The organism is Vibrio sp. Vb339 (assembly GCF_902751245.1).
GTDB classification, from domain to species: domain Bacteria; phylum Pseudomonadota; class Gammaproteobacteria; order Enterobacterales; family Vibrionaceae; genus Vibrio; species Vibrio coralliirubri.
Map to the genome: position 1 here is coordinate 235,754 of NZ_CADDIS010000003.1, position 16,623 is coordinate 252,376.

Sequence of the window (16,623 nt, forward strand, 5' to 3'; positions counted from 1 at the left end):
GTAAGACTAGCACACTTTTTTTCGAGCAAACCACTAACTAAATCGTAATGAGATGTTATTTCAACTATCTACTTTTTAGTTCTCTATTTTGAACAGTACTTCCTATCTATCGACGCTGACAAGTTGTACACCCACGACAGGCAGAACGCGTGTGGCGATCTAACTTGTTGCGTTGAACCTTACAATAAGCGTTTTTCAGCGCTCTTCTTCCTGAGAACCAATCATCGGGTTTTGACAGGATCAGATAACCATTAAAGCGCTTCACAAGCTCGACTCTATTTTGGTTGATGAACTTGCTATCAAACCCAATTTCGAAGTAATCAAGCGCTTGTTCAATCGAGGTAAAACTCGCCATTTTTTGTTGGAATTCTGTTTGGTTCATTGAGTGAGGAGTTTATGAAAAAGAGATAGCCAACATTGTAATGCAGTTACAATTTAGTTCTTTGACCTAGGGAGTGATTTAGTGCCGTTACTACGTATTGATTGTTGTGGGGAATGAGTTTGCCATCTATCGATTTGCATGGTGATTGAGTTTCGAATGGGGCGTTTTCATAAACTTGCATCGTGCTCAAATAAAGGTTCATTTTTTGCTCCTCGGAATACGAACCATGATCCACGTCAAACATACCTACCCCTAAAGTACTACTCTACTCGTAATTGTAAGCAATTGTTGAAGATGATTAAAAATTATGACAATAAAAAAACGTTATATCGCACTAATAGCAGCGGTTGGTATAGGCATTGGCTGGTTGACCTTAGGTGGAACAGCAGCGGTTATGCACTACACATCGAGCACTGAGTTTTGTGTGTCTTGCCACACCATGGAAACGCCACATAAAGAGTACCAAGGCTCGGTCCATTTTAGTAACGCAAAAGGCATTCGAGCAGAGTGTGCTGATTGCCATATTCCAACGGATCCCGTGGATTACGTGATCACCAAAGTGAGAGCGTCTAAAGACATCTACCACGAATTTATTTCGGGTAAGATCGACACGCCTGAGAAATACGAAGCGCATCGTAAAGAGATGGCTGAGACAGTTTGGGCTCAATTTCGTGAAAACGATTCAGCGACATGTCGCTCTTGCCACGATTTCGATGCAATGGAAACATTCGAACAATCTCGTGATGCAGCGAAAATGCATGCATACGGTCGCGAAAATGACCAAACATGTATTGATTGTCACAAAGGCGTCGCGCATTTCGCTCCTGAAGCTCAGCTCGACAGTAAAGCGTTCGATACCCTTATTGCCTTTACGAAAAACACGCCAGCAGATGCGAAAGTGGTTTACCCAGTAACCGATATCGCAATGGGCGAATTTGGTAACCTAAACCCGACAGCAAAACTAGAAGTGATTAAAGTGGAAGGCGACAACCGTAACGTGACTTTGAATGCGTTCCAAATGAAAGGCGCAGAGCAAGTACTTTACTTCGGTGAAGGCCAGCGCTCAATTGTTGCGACTTTGACTGAGCAAGGGCAAGCCGCACTTAAAACGGGTGAATACAAGGCCGATGCTTACGGTAACGAGTGGCGTTCAGTTGCGCTAACGGGTGATATTACGTCTCCAGTTGTCGATAGCCTAGACCCAATTTGGTCTTATGCAGAAGAGTTAGACAACGTTTACTGTTCAACTTGTCACGCAAAAATTCCTGGTGAGCACTTCACCGTTAACGCTTGGGGACCGGTAGCTAAAGGTATGGGAGCTCGTACAGATATCTCAGAACAAAACCTTGAGCTTCTGACTAAGTACTTCCAAAACCACGCGAAAGACGTTGTTGGCCACTAATTGTAAGGAATAAAAAATGACAGATATTACTCGTCGCGGATTTTTAAAAGGCACAGGTATGACTGCTGGTGCGATGGCGTTTACGTCGTTCTCTCCAATGTCAGTCGCTTCGTCAAACACGCGTGGTAAAGGTGTTCTAACGGCTGGTCGTATGGGACCAATGCTGTGTGAAGTGAAAGATGGCAAGCTAGTGTCTACAACGAATGCGGTACCTCAAACCGTTTTCAACAGCCTTCAAACAACGGGCCCAGACCAAGTACATACCAAAGCGCGTATTAAATACCCTATGGTGCGCAAGAGCTACTTAGATAATCCGTTAGCGCCTAAAGCTGCGCGCGGTAGCGATGAGTTTGTTCGCGTATCTTGGGAAGAAGCGTACAAACTAATACACGAACAGCACATGCGTATTCGTGCAAATAACACCCCAGATGCGATTTTCGCAGGTTCATACGGCTGGCGTTCTAGTGGTGTGCTTCATAAGGCACAAACCTTACTTCAACGTTACATGGGGATGGCTGGTGGTTACTCGGGTCACATGGGCGATTACTCAACAGGTGCAGCGCAAGTTATCATGCCGCACGTTGTGGGCTCGATTGAAGTATACGAACAACAAACAACGCACCCAATGGTGTTAGAACACAGTGATGTGGTCGTGCTTTGGGGTCTAAACCCAATGAACACTTTGAAGATTGCTTGGAGTTCAACCGACTGTTCTGGTCTTGAGTTCTTCCATCAATTGAAGAAGTCTGGCAAAACCGTGATTGCTATCGATCCAATGCGCTCTGAAACTATCGAGTTCTTTGGTGACAACGCAGAGTGGATTGCTCCGCACCCAATGACGGATGTTGCGATGTTGATGGGTATTGCCCACACGTTAGTGATCAAAGGTAAACACGATCGAACGTTCATCGACAAATACACGACAGGCTATGACGTTTTCGAAGATTACCTGATGGGTAAAGAAGACGGCGTAGTGAAGGATGCACAGTGGGCGTCAAGCGTGTGTGGTGTGCCAGTTAAACAGCTTGAATTGCTGGCTGATATTTTCAGCAGCAACCGCACCATGTTGATGGCCGGTTGGGGCATTCAGCGTCAACAATTTGGTGAGCAACGCCACTGGATGTTAGTAACTCTTGCTGCAATGCTTGGTCAGATTGGTTTGCCAGGAGGTGGTTTCGGATTCTCTTACCACTACTCAAATGGCGGTAACCCATCTCGTGACGCTGGCGTATTGCCTGCAATGTCTGCATCTTTGGGTGCTGTTGCAGGTAGTGATGAGCGTGGCTGGTCTGCGACAGGCAAGGTGATCAACTCGTTCCCTGTTGCTCGTATTGTGGAAGCATTGGAAAACCCGGGCAAAGCGTACAAGCATAATGGTCATGATCGTGTATTCCCAGATATCAAAATGATCTGGTGGGCGGGCGGTGGTAACTTCACTCATCACCAAGACACCAACCGTTTGATCAAAGCGTGGCAGAAACCGGAACTGGTTGTTATTTCAGAGATTTACTGGACCGCAGCCGCTAAGCATGCGGATATTGTTTTGCCTATTACAACATCGTTTGAACGTAATGACCTGACGATGACAGGCGACTACAGTAACCAGCACTTAGTACCAATGAAGAAAGCGGTTGAGCCTCAAGGTGAAGCTCGTAACGATTTCGATGTATTTGCAGATATGGCAGAACTGTTAGCGCCTGGTGGCCATGAGGTGTACACCGAAGGCAAAACAGAAATGGAATGGTTGTACCAATTCTATAAAGCTGCTCAACAAGGTGGCCGCGCTGCACGTGTTGCAATGCCAAACTTCAGCAAGTTCTGGGAAGATAACCAACTGATTGAGATGAAGTGGAACGACAAGAATGCGAAGTTTGTTCGCTACGCTGACTTCCGTGAAAATCCAATTATGAACCCACTCGGAACACCAAGTGGCAAGATTGAAATCTTTTCTAGAACGATTGAAGGTTACAAGCTTGATGATTGTCCTCCACATCCAACTTGGATGGAGCCGACAGAGTACACCGGCAATGCTAAAGATGGCGAACTGCAATTAATGACAGCGCACGCGGCGCACCGTCTACATAGTCAGTTCAACTACGCGAAGATTCGTGAAGAGTATGCGATCGCAGACCGCGAGCCGATTTCAATCCACCCTGAAGATGCGAAAGCTCGAGGTATTAAAACGGGTGACTTGGTTCGTGCACATAATGGTCGTGGACAAGTATTGGTGGGTGCATTAGTGACGGATGGCATCAAACAAGGCTCTGTATGTATTCATGAAGGCGGTTGGCCAGATTTAGATAAAGACACTGGTCTATGTAAAAACGGTGGCTGTAACGTGCTTACGTTGGATATCCCGACTTCTCGTTTGGCGAATGGCTGTGCTGCAAACTCTGCGCTTGTGAAGATTGAAAAATACACAGGTCCAGTATTAGAACTCACTGCATTTGATCCACCTAAAAATGGCTAATCTTTAACAAGAAATAGCTCACTGAATGAAGCCAGCCTAATCGCTGGCTTTTTTTGATCCTTTTCTTGCGATGAAGACTATTACTCAATGTCGGCTAGACAACCCATAATAATCAATGACATCTAAGCGAGAAATAAGCTCATGAATCGAATCAATCCAAAGAAACTACTTCGCAGTAAATGGACGGCCGTTAGCCCTGTAAAGAAAGAAAAACACTTTATGGTCACAGAGGTCGAGTTTGAAGAAGGGGAGGTCATTCGTTGTTTGATAGAAGCGGTGATGACCAAACGAGAGGAAGACATCAACTGGCGGGATCTCACCGACAAGGATCATTGGCTTCCCGGTTGGAAATAAGGATAGGAAGTACGGAGCGGTCGGCCACTTCTACTTATTCTAATTACCCGCTGCCGCACGCTCTTGCCAGTATTTAAGGCCTTCTAAGACACCCTCAGCATGTGTTGCTCTACTCGTGTATACGTTGTCTCTATCCGATAGGTGAGCAACCTCTGGGTAATGGTTAGCAACCAGTATCGAGTTTACTCCTTCAATGGTGAGCATTGAGGTGTCGTTAGCTGAGTCACCTGCGACACACACTTCCGCAACGCTCAAATCGTGTTGTTCGAGTAGATGGTGAATCGCAGTCGCCTTATTAACGCCTTTTGGTGTGATATCTAAGTACCAATCATGAGAGTAAGTAAGGTGAACATCTAATCCGTGCATCTCCAAGCTAGATTCAATCAGTTCGTGTTGAGGCTCTGAAAGCTTTCCTTCAAAGGTGATCTTGTAATCGCCTTGATGGTTCTCTATCCGCTCACCCATAAAATTAAAGGGGGCGAGAGCCGTCTCTACTTTTGATTTGTTCCAAGAAGCTTCCAGTTGGTTATGCCAAACATGGTCTGGTTTTTGGGAATGAACATGATGAATTTTAGTGCCCACATCGCAAATAATACTTTGTGGTTTCGGGTAGTTATCCGATTCTAAACCCATTCGAATCGAAGGTAATGTTCTTCCTGTCGCGATGATAAAGCGAATATCAGGTTGTTCTGTGAGGTAATCAAATAGCTGGTTAACACCGTGAGATGAGCCCCCATCAAGCGTACCGTCAAAGTCACACACCAACATTTTTATCATTCGAATTCCTTGTCTTTTTCTCTATTTCGGCACGGGAAAATGTTTATTTCTTTTATAAAGAATGGCTCAGCAATGAGTACTCTACAAGTTGAAGTCCAGCTTAGATAATCATCAATTGACAGTTTGCAGCAAGTATCACAGTTGGTGTGATGTATTAAAATTCTTGGTCTAAAAGGTTGAATTCAACTCGCTGACTTTAGCCGGTGGACCTTTGGTTTTTAGGTAGAGATTGAGAGTTGATCTTATCTTTTCTACCGAGCGAACTTTCGCCTCGGAAACATCATGAAAGCTTAATAATTAATTCGTATTCGAATTATTTGTGCACGAACTAATTGTGGTTTTTGTTGGTTCATTCAGCCTATTAATCACTCCAATGTAAAATTAATATTCAATAATCTACGACTACGTAACACATAATATTGGTCGTGCGTTCTTCTAATTTATCCCTTTAACTATCAGTGGTTTGTCGTGTTTTTGCTTGTTTTTTGGTCTTGTAGGCGCTGGTCTGGTTTCGGTCTCTTGCCTTGTTTTACCGAACGAAGCCCCTTGATTTACACTCGCTAATTACTTAGAGTGCTAATCGTTTTTCGAGCTTAAATAACCATTTTTAAGTTAAAATAGCTAAGAAAGGATTAGATTATATGGATCCCATACTGGAAGTTAAGGGACTGTACAAGGTGTTTGGTGAAGACACCGATCGTGCTTTTACAATGATTAATGAAGGCGCGAACAAAGATAAAGTTTTCGAAGAAACAGGGCTAACGATCGGCGTTAACGATGTTTCTCTTAGTATTCAAGAAGGCGAGATTTTCGTCATAATGGGACTGTCAGGGTCTGGCAAATCAACCCTAGTACGCCTTCTTAACCGCTTGATCGAACCTACCAAAGGCAATGTGCTTCTTCGAGGCAAAGACATTGCCCACATCTCAGAAGATGAACTCCGCGAAGTTCGCCGCAACAACATCTCCATGGTTTTCCAAAATTTCGCTCTGATGCCGCATATGACGGTTATCGAGAATGCCGCGTTTGGTCTAGAGCTTGCGGGCGTTGAAGTTGAACAACGAAAGCAGTCAGCACTTGAAGCGCTAGAGCGTGTAGGTCTTGGCGCATATTCAGAGTCTTACCCAGATGAACTATCTGGTGGTATGAAGCAGCGTGTGGGTTTGGCTCGTGCACTAGCATGTGACCCAGATATCTTGTTAATGGATGAAGCATTCTCGGCGCTCGATCCTTTGATTCGTACTGAAATGCAAGATGAGCTTATTCGCCTGCAAAATGACGATAAACGAACCATTGTTTTCATCTCGCATGATTTGGATGAAGCGATGCGTATCGGTGACCGAATTGCGATTATGCAAAATGGCGAAGTGGTTCAAGTAGGTACTCCAGACGATATTCTTAATAACCCAGCCAACGATTATGTCGAAGCTTTCTTCCGCGGTGTGAACGTGGCAAGCGTGCTTACTGTGAAAGACATTGCGCGTAAGAAGCCAGCTGCGGTATTTAAAAAATCAGAACACGATGGCCCGGCGTCCGCTCTACAAATTTTGATGGATAACGACCGCGAATACGGCATCGTAGTTGAGAAGAGCAGCCGTTACTCCGGTATTGTCTCCATCGACTCGCTTCGTAAAGCTCACAAAGAGAACAAATCACTCGTCAGCGCGCAGCTCGATGATGGATTAACGCTCAACCCTGATTTACCAATCAGTGATGTGCTTGGCCTAGTTGGTGGTGTGCCTTACTCAGTGCCAGTTGTGGATGAGCAAGGTAATTACTTTGGCGTGGTAACTAAGTCACGACTGTTACAAACATTGGATAAGGGGTAGATCATGTCGTCTGAACAAACAAATAATGACCCATGGTCTCAATCGGCCCCTGCAGCTCAACCTGAAAGTGATCCTTGGGGTCAAGCCGCTGATACCTCACCATCAGCAGATTGGTTAAGTAGCGAAACAGTTGAAACGACACCTTTTGATCCACTAAACCCTTTTGCAGAGGCTGTGCTGCCTGTTGACACTTGGGTTGAGTCTGGACTGAATTGGTTAGTTGAGCACGGACGCCCATTATTCCAAGCGATTCGTGTGCCTATCGATTTTATTCTAAGTTCATTTGAAACGGCGTTGGTGTCTACACCAGCACCATTCATGTTGATCATCTTGTTTCTTGTGGCGTGGCAGTTTTCAAACTTGAAGCTTGGCGTTGCAACGGCCGTGTCTTTGACTTTCATCGGCTTGATTGGCGCTTGGTCTGAAGCAATGACCACATTGTCACTGGTCATGACATCCGTATTCTTCTGTCTGTTGATTGGCTTACCGATGGGGATATGGCTCGCCCGAAGTAACACGGCGGCTAAATTCGTGCGCCCAATTTTGGATGCTATGCAAACCACACCAGCCTTCGTTTACTTAGTACCGATCGTAATGTTGTTTGGTATCGGTAACGTTCCGGGTGTCGTGGTGACCATTATATTCGCACTTCCTCCTGTCGTTCGTTTGACCATCTTGGGTATTCAGCAAGTACCGGAAGAATTGATTGAAGCGGGTCACTCATTCGGTGCGAGCAAAAAGCAGATGCTTTACCGAATTCAACTGCCACTTGCATTGCCAACCATCATGGCCGGCGTGAACCAAACACTGATGTTGTCGTTGTCGATGGTGGTTATCGCATCAATGATTGCGGTAGGCGGTTTAGGTCAAATGGTACTGAGAGGTATCGGCCGTCTAGATATGGGACTGGCCGCTGTTGGTGGTCTCGGCATCGTTATTCTAGCAATCCTGCTTGACCGCATTACCCAAGTTCTCGGGGTAAATGCAGGTAATACAAAATTACGCTGGTATCGCATGGGACCTGTTTCCCTTGTACTGAATGTACTTAATCGCGGTAACAAATCAGAACTTCAATTAAGGAAAAACACCAATGAATAATTCATGGAAGAGTAAACTTGCAGTAAGCATCGTTTCTACATTAGCGATATCGACTAACGTGTGGGCAGCAAGCCTACCGGGTGAGGGCGTATCAGTTCAGCCTGTTCAATCGTCTGTAGCGGAAGAGACGTTCCAAACATTGATCGTTAACCGTGCTCTAGAAGAACTGGGTTATGACGTGAAATCAACTCAAGAAGTGGACTACAACGTAGGTTACACCTCGATTGCAAAGGGTGACGCAACGTTCCTAACGGTAGGTTGGTTCCCGCTTCATGCTGACAAATACACAATGGCTGGTGGTGATGAGAAATTCTACCGTGAAGGCCAATATGTAAGCGGCGCCGCTCAAGGTTACCTAATTGATAAGAAAACGGCTGAAAAGTACAACATCACAAACATTGGTCAATTAACCGATCCAAAAATCGCGAAGCTGTTTGATGCGGACGGTGATGGTAAAGCAGACCTAACAGGCTGTAACCCAGGTTGGGGTTGTGAGATGGTAATTGAACATCAACTTTCAGCGTTCAAGCTGGACGATACGGTGACTCACAATCAAGGTAACTACGCTGCAATCATCGCAGACACGATTTCTCGTTACCAAAAAGGTGAATCAATCCTTTACTACACGTGGACACCTTACTGGGTAAGTGGCGTATTGGTGCCTAACGAAGATGTAGTTTGGTTAGAGGTTCCTTTCTCAGCACTTCCTGGCGAGCGTTCGAATGTGGACACGACGTTATCTAACGGCAAAAACTACGGCTTCGAAATGAACTCAATGCGCATTATTGCGAACAAAGAGTTTGCTAAGAACAACCCATCAGCAGCGAAGCTTTTCGAAATCATCAAACTTAACATCAATGATGTAAGTGCTCAGAACATGATGATGAGTAAAGGTAAGAACAGCTCTGCGGATATCGAAGCGCACGTAAATGGTTGGATTAAAGCGAACCAAAGCACGTTCGATGGTTGGATTACAGAAGCGAAGAAAGCAGCACTGTAACTTTGACTTGTATTTGCTCTGTCTTACCAGACATTTTGATTTGAAATGATGAGCGTGTTGAGTGATTGTGTAGAGTCACTCAATCACCTTCAAATCAAATGAAAGGGCGACAAGAGTGAACATTAAAAAGCCAGCAGTCCATTTGGATTGCTGGCTTTTTGTTTTCTGTTTCTATGCTTTATGCTGCAGTTCTAGCTTCTAGCTTCTAGCTTCTAGCTTCTAGCGTTCGCCTTGAACTTCGAAGTCGTCGCTGACTAAGCGAGCGCAGCCATCGGCTTCAAGTGCCCAGTGTTCACGATGTACAACACCAAACGCTTTGTTCATTGTCCAGCTAGCGGTAAGAATGTAACCGCCTTCAGGGTGCTCTTCCCATTTAACGTCGGTGTAATCAACGTCTTTGAAGCCTTGGTCGATGATGTTTTGCCAAAATGCTTGAATCGCTTCACGACCTTCAAAAGTACCAAATGGACGCGCTTCCATTACACAGCTTTCAGTATATTGATCGGCACAACCTTTCGCATCTTGGCTGTTGAAAGCTTTTTGCCACGCGTTAATCCCTTGCTTACATGCTTCTAAAATTTGGTTGTTTAACATTGTCTTTCTCCATAACAGTCTTGTTTCAAGTACTGTCTTTTTGATTTGGTATCTCGATAAGTTGAATTGAGTTTAGCCTTGGAAATTAATTTGAAAAACAGAGATAATAGAAAGTACTGTTTGTAAAAAGAGAACAATAAGATGAGTAAGCTAAAGCAGATGTCGATTTTCGCTCATATCGTAGAGCAGGGTTCAGTCTCGGCTGCGGCTGAAAAATTAGAGTTGTCTAAATCTGTCGTCAGTCAACATCTCAAAATTCTAGAACAAGAGTTAGGCGCCTCTCTCCTTAAACGCACAACACGAAGACAAACTTTGACAAGCATGGGTGAGCGCTTTTATTTGAGTTGCAAAGACATCAATGTGATCGCTGAATCGGCTTGGGATATGGCAAAAGCCGAGCTAGAAGAGCCACAAGGCCGGATTCGCATCACAGCTCCGAATGCGTTGATGGACTTGTTGGTTGCGCCTGTTATTGCCGATCTGATGAAGCAATATCCGAAGCTAAAGCCAGAACTGATAAGCGACGATCAACATCTAGACTTCATGGAACACGATATTGATCTTGCGGTACGAGTGGGCAGTTCTCGTGACAGTAACCTCAAGCAGAAACGCTTGGGTGAATTTAAAGATGTGTTGTGTGGCGTTGAAAGCATGCGTGAACGCAAGCTTGATTCTATCCCTTATATCGCTAACTCGTGGCAGGGGAAGCAGATCTCTCATTACTTTACCTCTCACACTGAAACAAACTTCGTTTACCAACAACAAGTAAGCTGCACCACCAACTCTTTCCACAGCTGCCTTGCCTTGATCAAATCTGGTGTCGGTATCGGTGTGATTCCAGATTTCTACATCTCTCAGTTATCTAATGAAGTGGTCGACATAATGCCAAGCTTCCAACTACCGACTAACACGGTTTATGCACTAAACCCATTCGCTTCAAATACGCCTATCGCCATCAAGCTGTGTATCCAAGCGTTGAAAGAAAAGCTCAAGTGTAATTTGGTTTAATCTTTCTAGGCACAACTTTATGATTGCGAGGGGATGGCCGATGGGTCATCCCCTTTTACTTTCTACCTCTCATTTCTAGTATATCGTGTGCGTTTAATTCGGTGCATATTGGCAAAAAATCCAACCCTTACTTATATTTACCTAGAGTGTCTAGTTGCTTATAAAGACTAAAAGGGGACGTCATTGCCAGAGCGCTTTACCAAGTCATGCCACGAATGCGGGCTGGTTAGTCAGTTTGAAGAACTGTCTGCGGGCAGTGAAGCTTCTTGCCCGAGATGTTCTCACACCTTATCGAGCCTCGGGCATCATAAAGAGCAGGGGGTGATGGCTTATGCGTCGGCTAGCCTTATTGCTTTAATCATGAGCCTGACATTCCCGTATATGTCGTTCAGCGTTCAAGGAATTAGCCAGCAAATCACCCTGTATCAAGCTGTTGATATGATGAATCGAATGGATAACAGCCTGATTGCTATATTACTTTTTCTGGCCGTGATTCTTTTACCTGCCTATTTTTTGGTGCTTTCTCTCTGGTTTTATCTACTGGTAGACAGAAAGAAGCACATTCATTATTCGGCTAACCGTTTCACTTTTTTGGCGTTGAAGTCATTAAGTTGGGCAAAGCCTTGGTTGATGGTCGATGTGTTTTTGATCGGCGTATTGGTCAGCTTAATCAAGATCGCAGCATTAGCCGATGTATCGATGGGGATATCATTCTGGGCGTTCTGTATCTACGCCATGTTGGTGGTGAAGACGATTTCTTTGGTTGATTTTGATTGGTTATGGGATCGCTTAGTTCCGACTAAAAACGCACAAGAACAAACGGTTGGTAGTACCTTTCAGAACAAGCAGCACCTTGCTTGCCATATTTGCGGTCAAGTGCATCGCTACAGTGAGGCTACTCATCATTGCTCACGCTGCCACACACATTTACATCGATTTGAACCAATAAAAAATCTGCAAATAGCGTGGGCGCTGTTGTTCACCTCTGTCGTTTTCTATATTCCAGCAAACCTATACCCAATGATGTATACGTCTGCGTTCGGGACGAGTGAAGGATCCACCATCATGGAAGGGGTGATCTTGCTTTGGAATATGGGTTCATACCCCGTGGCACTTATTATTCTTATCGCGAGTGTTTTCATCCCAATGGCAAAGATGTTTGCCTTGGCTTATCTGTACTGGAATGCAAAAAGGGTACATGGGCTCACCAATCAAAGGGCGAGTCGTTATCTTAAGCTCTACCGTATCACCGAGTTTATTGGCCGTTGGTCGATGATAGATATTTTCGTCGTCGCTATCTTGGTTGCCTTAGTTCAGCTCGATGGTGTGATGGCTATTTACCCTGGGCCAGCGGCACTGTCATTTGCGTCGGTTGTTATCTTTACGATGTTGTCGGCGATGATTTTCGATTCTCGGATTATATGGAAGTAATCTCCCCAAAGAGGTGTGGGACATATGGAAAAGCAAACTACTTCAGATGCGAAAGTATCAAAAAAAAGCGAATTATCTCCGGTCTGGATTGTGCCGATTATTGCGGTACTGGTCGGGTGTTGGATGCTGTTCCAGTACTTCAACAATCGTGGACCTGAAATCACCCTGATCTTGCCAGATGCTTCTGGGATAGAAGCAGGAAAAACGGCGATCAAATCTAAGAACGTGCATGTTGGGACCATCACAGACGTGGCGTTAAGTGAAGATTATGAATACATCATCGCCAAAGCTCAAATAGACAAGAAAGCCTCTCGCATGATCAATACTGAGACTCAATTTTGGGTGGTTGAGCCACACATTGGTACTGATGGAATCAGTGGATTAGAAACCATTTTGTCTGGCTCATACATTGAATTGAAGCCTGGAAAATCCAGTGAATCTCAATTGAAGTTCGATGTGTTAGACACGCCACCCGTCGCAGGGCCAGACACCAAAGGCATTCGTGTGGTGTTATCGCACCATAAAGCGAATCAACTGAACGTTGGCGAACCTGTATTGCATCATGGCTTTGTTGTTGGACGTGTCGAGAAAACAAGTTTCGATTACGAGAATAAAGTGGGTAAATACCAACTGTTTATCTTTGCTCCTTATGACGGGCTGATCTTCGAGAAAACTCAGTTTTGGTTGTCCTCTGGGATTGATGTGAAGTTCGGTGCGAATGGCCTCGACGTTAACTTCGCATCGATAGAAAGTATAATAACGGGCGGCGTGAGTTTTGATGTGGCAGAGAGCATTCAGCCGGGACAGCAGATCAAAGAGAACTTACAAGAATATACACTTTACGATAATTACGACGCAGTTTTACAAGGTAAATACACCACTTCTATTGATTACGTATTGTTGTTTGAAGAGTCAGTCAGAGGTCTAAAGAAGGGCGCTCCCGTGGAGTATCGTGGCGTTCGAATAGGTACAGTGGATACAGTGCCGTTACAGATTCGCATGGACAAAGACGGTAAAGTCTCGAACCGCATTCCCATCTTAATCAAGCTGGAGATAGAACGAGTTTCAGAAGTCTTTAAGGCTGTGAATGCTGAAAGCTTTGCCAAACGAGTCGACCTCCAAATGGGAGAGGGTTTAAGGGCGACTTTGAAGACGGGTAACTTGCTTACCGGCGCATTGTTTGTCGACATAAACTTCTATGAAGACGAAGAACCGTACGAGCCAAGAGAGTTTGATGGTTATCCTGTCTTCCCTGTTGTAGCTGGTGGCTTGACCGAGATTCAAAAGCAGATCACAGACTTCTTAACCAAGATTAACGAGTTACCGCTAGATGCGACTGTGGCTAACTTAAATGGCTCGCTTGCTTCATTAGATAGCACCTTAAAGAGTATGGATGAACTGCTGGATAGTGAGGGCGCAAAAGCGTTACCAAAGGATCTGAGTGAAACCATGAAGCAACTTGAGACGACATTAGAGAGCTACGATGATGATTCGGACGCCTATAAGCAATTGATCAGTGCATCTGAAGAGCTAGAACATGTGTTAAAAGAGCTTCGTCCACTGATTAAAGTGTTGAACGATAAACCGAATGCGTTGGTGTTTGGTAGCGAAGTAGAAGAAGACCCGATTCCAGTTAAGGGAGTGGAATAATGAGAAAGCTATTTATATCACTTATCGTGCTCTTCGGGCTTTTAGGGTGTTCAACGCCTACTGATGGCACTAACGCGTATCTCTTGCCAGAAAGTACGCTAGATAAACCGATCTTTAAGGTTAAAACGAGAGTGGAGTTACCAGACTATCTCGACACAATAGGGATTGCGTATCGCAAGTCTGAAAATGAATTGGTGTCTGCACGTAAACACGTTTGGGCTGAGAACCTTGAAGGGTTGCTTGAAGAGCGGGTCAATACTTCTGATACATCAGGAGAGCCCGAAAGAGAGTTGACGATAACCTTTGAGCAGTTCAATGGTTCTTATACCGGAAACGCAGAAGTGAAAGGAACTTGGGTATTGAGCGATCAAGGCTCAGAGCTTGCACGTGCCGACTTCGAATCAAAAGTACCTTTGAAAGAAGCCGGTTATGAAGCACTTGTTGAAGCACTAGGTGAAGGGTTAGATACGGTGTTATCTGAGATTCAGACGCAATTGCCTTAGGTGTTTGTCTGTATGAATACCGCTGGTCGTATATCTGGCTAATTGACTTATTCACCCGATTACTATTTGGTAGCCTCTCGGAGAATTTAAAAGTCACCTCTTGCTTGGTGGCTGTTTATATCCAGTAAACCTGAGTCGTTAACCATATTTATTAATGAATGCGATAACATTCTTGTTACTCAGTAATTCGATTTTATCGATAGTCAGTACGCAATAGCGGTAGTTTTTGTTTTTGAAGGTGATGTTCGACTTTTCTTCTGTTGGTTCTGAAAACTTCCATATTTCAAATCCGATGTTCTTCATAAGTTCCAATGCACTTGGGTTCTTAATGATCATGGAATACTTTTTAATCTTAGTATTTCTTGCAAGAAGCTTCATATCGGAAATTAGGTTCGCAATAGATTGTTCGCGCTTCTCAGAGTGACCGCTAACCACAATGTAATTTAAGTTCTGGTTAGAATCTAAAGAGCAAGCTTGCTTAATATGTAGATGCTTATTTTGGTATTGCTCGAACACCTCTTCGTTGAAGAAAAAACCTAGGCTATGACTAACAATATCGCCATTAACATCGACCATTTTTCTGCCATGCGCCTTTTTTTCACTGCAATAGAGAAACAGATCGATAGTATCAAGGGCTGAAGGATCCATCTTTGTATATTGTGAAATCAGCTTTATTCTATCTATTACTGCTTTGTCATTCTGATCTGTCATTAGTGGCATGATCTGACAGTCGCAGCCTTCTTCTATTTCCCCTTTAGTGATAGACGATATTCGGCTTTGAAACGAAAAGAACCTCTCACGAAGGAAGTCTTCAAGTAATGCACTGTCTTCGTTATCTTCTGAATCAAAGGATTTCAACGTTGTATACAAGTCCAGACCAAGGCAGTCCAATAGCTTTAGGGCTTTGTAATTACTTGGCTTTACTTTGCTATTTTCCCATCGATTTATCGTTACGACATCTACAGAGCTGAATTCATCATCTAAGTGATTAATGTATGCCGCAAAATCCTTTTGCGTTAACTTCAATTTCTTGCGCGCTTCGCGCAGTAATTGCGGAAATTTCATCATGGTAGAATATTCATCTTTGATTAGTGACATTACGTTCCGATTAGTCAGATAGTCTATTTTATCAATCGTTAATATACAGTAGCTATAATATTTATTTTTGAATGTGATATTACATTTTTTAGCAGAAGGTTCTGAAAATTTAAATACTTCAAACCCCACACTCTTCAAGAGTCTCATCATATTGGGGTCTTTTACTAAAACAGAATATTTTTTAATGTTTTTGTTCTGAGAAAGTAACTGTATATCTGAAACTATATGCTCAATAACATGATCTTTTGTCTCTGAGTGTGAGCTTATATTAAAATAATTTATGCTTTTGCTTGAATTTAAAGAGCAGGCCATTCTTAGATCTAGCTCTTGAGTTTTTAATGTCTCAAATTGATGGTCTTCAAAGAAAAAGCCTACGTTGTGACTCACAATGTCGCCATCTACATTGATCAGCTTGTGACCATGTGCTTTTTTCTCACAGTAGTAGAGATATAAATCAATTTGGTCCAGTGGCGAAATATCGACTTTTGTGAATTTAGAAAGTAGTTTGATTCTGTCGATAACGCCAGTGTCACACGGCTCTGACATTAAAGGCAGTGACTTAAAGTTGCGTTTGCCTTGTTGTTGATTCAGGCCTGATAGAGCTGAAATTCTACTTTGAAATGAGCCATAGGATTCGTTTAAAAACAGTTCGATTAACGTGTCTTTTTGTTCGGACTTAAAGCTCTTTATTGTCTCAAACAAATCTCCGCCAAGGTACTGTAAGATCTTGAGTGCTTTGTATGTACAAGGCTTTACCTTACTGTTTTCCCAACGATTTATCGTTACGACGTCAACCGCATTAAACTCATCGTCCAGCTGATTTAAGTAGGTTGCAAACTCTGTTTGTGTAAATTGAAGTTCCTTTCTGAAGTTACGTAACAACTGTGAAAACTCACTCATTAAAACATTAACCTTCTGATAATTAACTCAATGTCTTGATTCTAATTTAGACATCAGACTCTCTATTTAACATCTTCAGTAATTTGTTTTTTACGGATGTTAATTGTTCGGATTATTTGAACTGTAT

The 16,623-nt window shown here is 43.6% G+C and carries 14 protein-coding genes; 10 read left to right on the top strand and 4 right to left on the bottom strand.

What is annotated here, in order from left to right; translation table 11 throughout:
- Positions 1-106: 106 nt before the first annotated feature.
- Positions 107-382 carry a nitrogenase-stabilizing/protective protein NifW gene (locus HRQ85_RS17045; RefSeq protein WP_172380191.1) on the bottom strand — a complete coding sequence of 92 codons (276 nt, stop codon included), beginning with the start codon at positions 380-382 and terminating at the stop codon, positions 107-109.
- Positions 383-689: 307 nt separating this feature from the next.
- Here HRQ85_RS17045 and HRQ85_RS17050 point away from each other — a divergent pair, with 307 nt between their 5' ends.
- The 3 genes from HRQ85_RS17050 (at position 690) to HRQ85_RS17060 (ending at position 4,608) form a co-directional block, all read left to right on the top strand.
- The gene (locus HRQ85_RS17050; protein ID WP_172380192.1) at positions 690-1,784 is read left to right on the top strand and encodes a NapC/NirT family cytochrome c; all 1,095 of its coding nucleotides are present in this window, start codon (positions 690-692) and stop codon (positions 1,782-1,784) included.
- 16 nt (positions 1,785-1,800) lie between these two features.
- Positions 1,801-4,254, top strand: a complete 2,454-nt coding sequence (locus tag HRQ85_RS17055; RefSeq protein WP_172380193.1) for a molybdopterin guanine dinucleotide-containing S/N-oxide reductase — start codon at positions 1,801-1,803, stop codon at positions 4,252-4,254.
- A gap of 141 nt (positions 4,255-4,395) precedes the next feature.
- Positions 4,396-4,608 (top strand): TIGR02450 family Trp-rich protein, encoded by a 213-nt coding sequence (locus HRQ85_RS17060; protein ID WP_017068050.1) that lies wholly within the window; start codon positions 4,396-4,398, stop codon positions 4,606-4,608.
- A 39-nt stretch (positions 4,609-4,647) separates the two neighbouring features.
- Here the strand turns inward: HRQ85_RS17060 and HRQ85_RS17065 are convergent, their stop codons facing one another.
- A complete protein-coding gene (locus HRQ85_RS17065; protein ID WP_172380194.1) occupies positions 4,648-5,385 on the bottom strand; it encodes an HAD-IIB family hydrolase in 738 nt (245 codons plus the stop codon).
- A gap of 641 nt (positions 5,386-6,026) precedes the next feature.
- Between HRQ85_RS17065 and proV the strand changes: the two genes are divergently transcribed.
- Genes proV through proX form a run of 3 tightly spaced genes read left to right on the top strand, consistent with a single transcriptional unit; the run spans position 6,027 to position 9,312 of the window.
- Entirely contained in the window at positions 6,027-7,214 is a 1,188-nt protein-coding gene (proV, locus tag HRQ85_RS17070) for a glycine betaine/L-proline ABC transporter ATP-binding protein ProV (RefSeq protein ID WP_172380195.1), read from the top strand.
- 3 nt (positions 7,215-7,217) lie between these two features.
- Positions 7,218-8,312 carry a glycine betaine/L-proline ABC transporter permease ProW gene (gene proW, locus HRQ85_RS17075; protein ID WP_172380196.1) on the top strand — a complete coding sequence of 365 codons (1,095 nt, stop codon included), beginning with the start codon at positions 7,218-7,220 and terminating at the stop codon, positions 8,310-8,312.
- On the top strand, positions 8,305-9,312 hold the full coding sequence (gene proX / locus HRQ85_RS17080; protein WP_172380197.1) for a glycine betaine/L-proline ABC transporter substrate-binding protein ProX: 1,008 nt from the start codon (positions 8,305-8,307) through the stop codon (positions 9,310-9,312). Before proW ends, proX begins: the two co-directional genes overlap by 8 nt.
- Before the next feature lie 219 nt (positions 9,313-9,531).
- Here the strand turns inward: proX and HRQ85_RS17085 are convergent, their stop codons facing one another.
- Positions 9,532-9,906: a YybH family protein gene (locus HRQ85_RS17085; RefSeq protein ID WP_172380198.1), complete on the bottom strand. Its 375-nt coding sequence runs from the start codon at positions 9,904-9,906 to the stop codon at positions 9,532-9,534.
- Between the two features lie 141 nt (positions 9,907-10,047).
- On the opposite strand from HRQ85_RS17085, the gene HRQ85_RS17090 reads away from it, so the two are divergent.
- The 4 genes from HRQ85_RS17090 to HRQ85_RS17105 all read left to right on the top strand — a co-directional run bounded on the left by HRQ85_RS17090 (position 10,048) and on the right by HRQ85_RS17105 (position 14,498).
- The gene (locus tag HRQ85_RS17090; RefSeq protein ID WP_172380199.1) at positions 10,048-10,914 is read left to right on the top strand and encodes a LysR family transcriptional regulator; all 867 of its coding nucleotides are present in this window, start codon (positions 10,048-10,050) and stop codon (positions 10,912-10,914) included.
- Positions 10,915-11,097: 183 nt separating this feature from the next.
- Complete coding sequence (locus HRQ85_RS17095; RefSeq protein ID WP_172380200.1) at positions 11,098-12,345, top strand: paraquat-inducible protein A; 1,248 nt, start codon at positions 11,098-11,100, stop codon at positions 12,343-12,345.
- Positions 12,346-12,369: 24 nt separating this feature from the next.
- Positions 12,370-13,995 (top strand): intermembrane transport protein PqiB, encoded by a 1,626-nt coding sequence (gene pqiB, locus HRQ85_RS17100; RefSeq protein ID WP_172380201.1) that lies wholly within the window; start codon positions 12,370-12,372, stop codon positions 13,993-13,995.
- Complete coding sequence (locus HRQ85_RS17105; protein WP_048614430.1) at positions 13,995-14,498, top strand: PqiC family protein; 504 nt, start codon at positions 13,995-13,997, stop codon at positions 14,496-14,498. The genes pqiB and HRQ85_RS17105 overlap by 1 nt, the downstream gene beginning before the upstream one ends.
- A 138-nt stretch (positions 14,499-14,636) precedes the next feature.
- On the opposite strand, the gene HRQ85_RS17110 is transcribed toward HRQ85_RS17105, so the two are convergent.
- Positions 14,637-16,496, bottom strand: coding sequence for a helix-turn-helix domain-containing protein (locus HRQ85_RS17110; protein WP_172380202.1), 1,860 nt, complete (start codon positions 16,494-16,496; stop codon positions 14,637-14,639).
- Positions 16,497-16,623 lie beyond the last annotated feature (127 nt).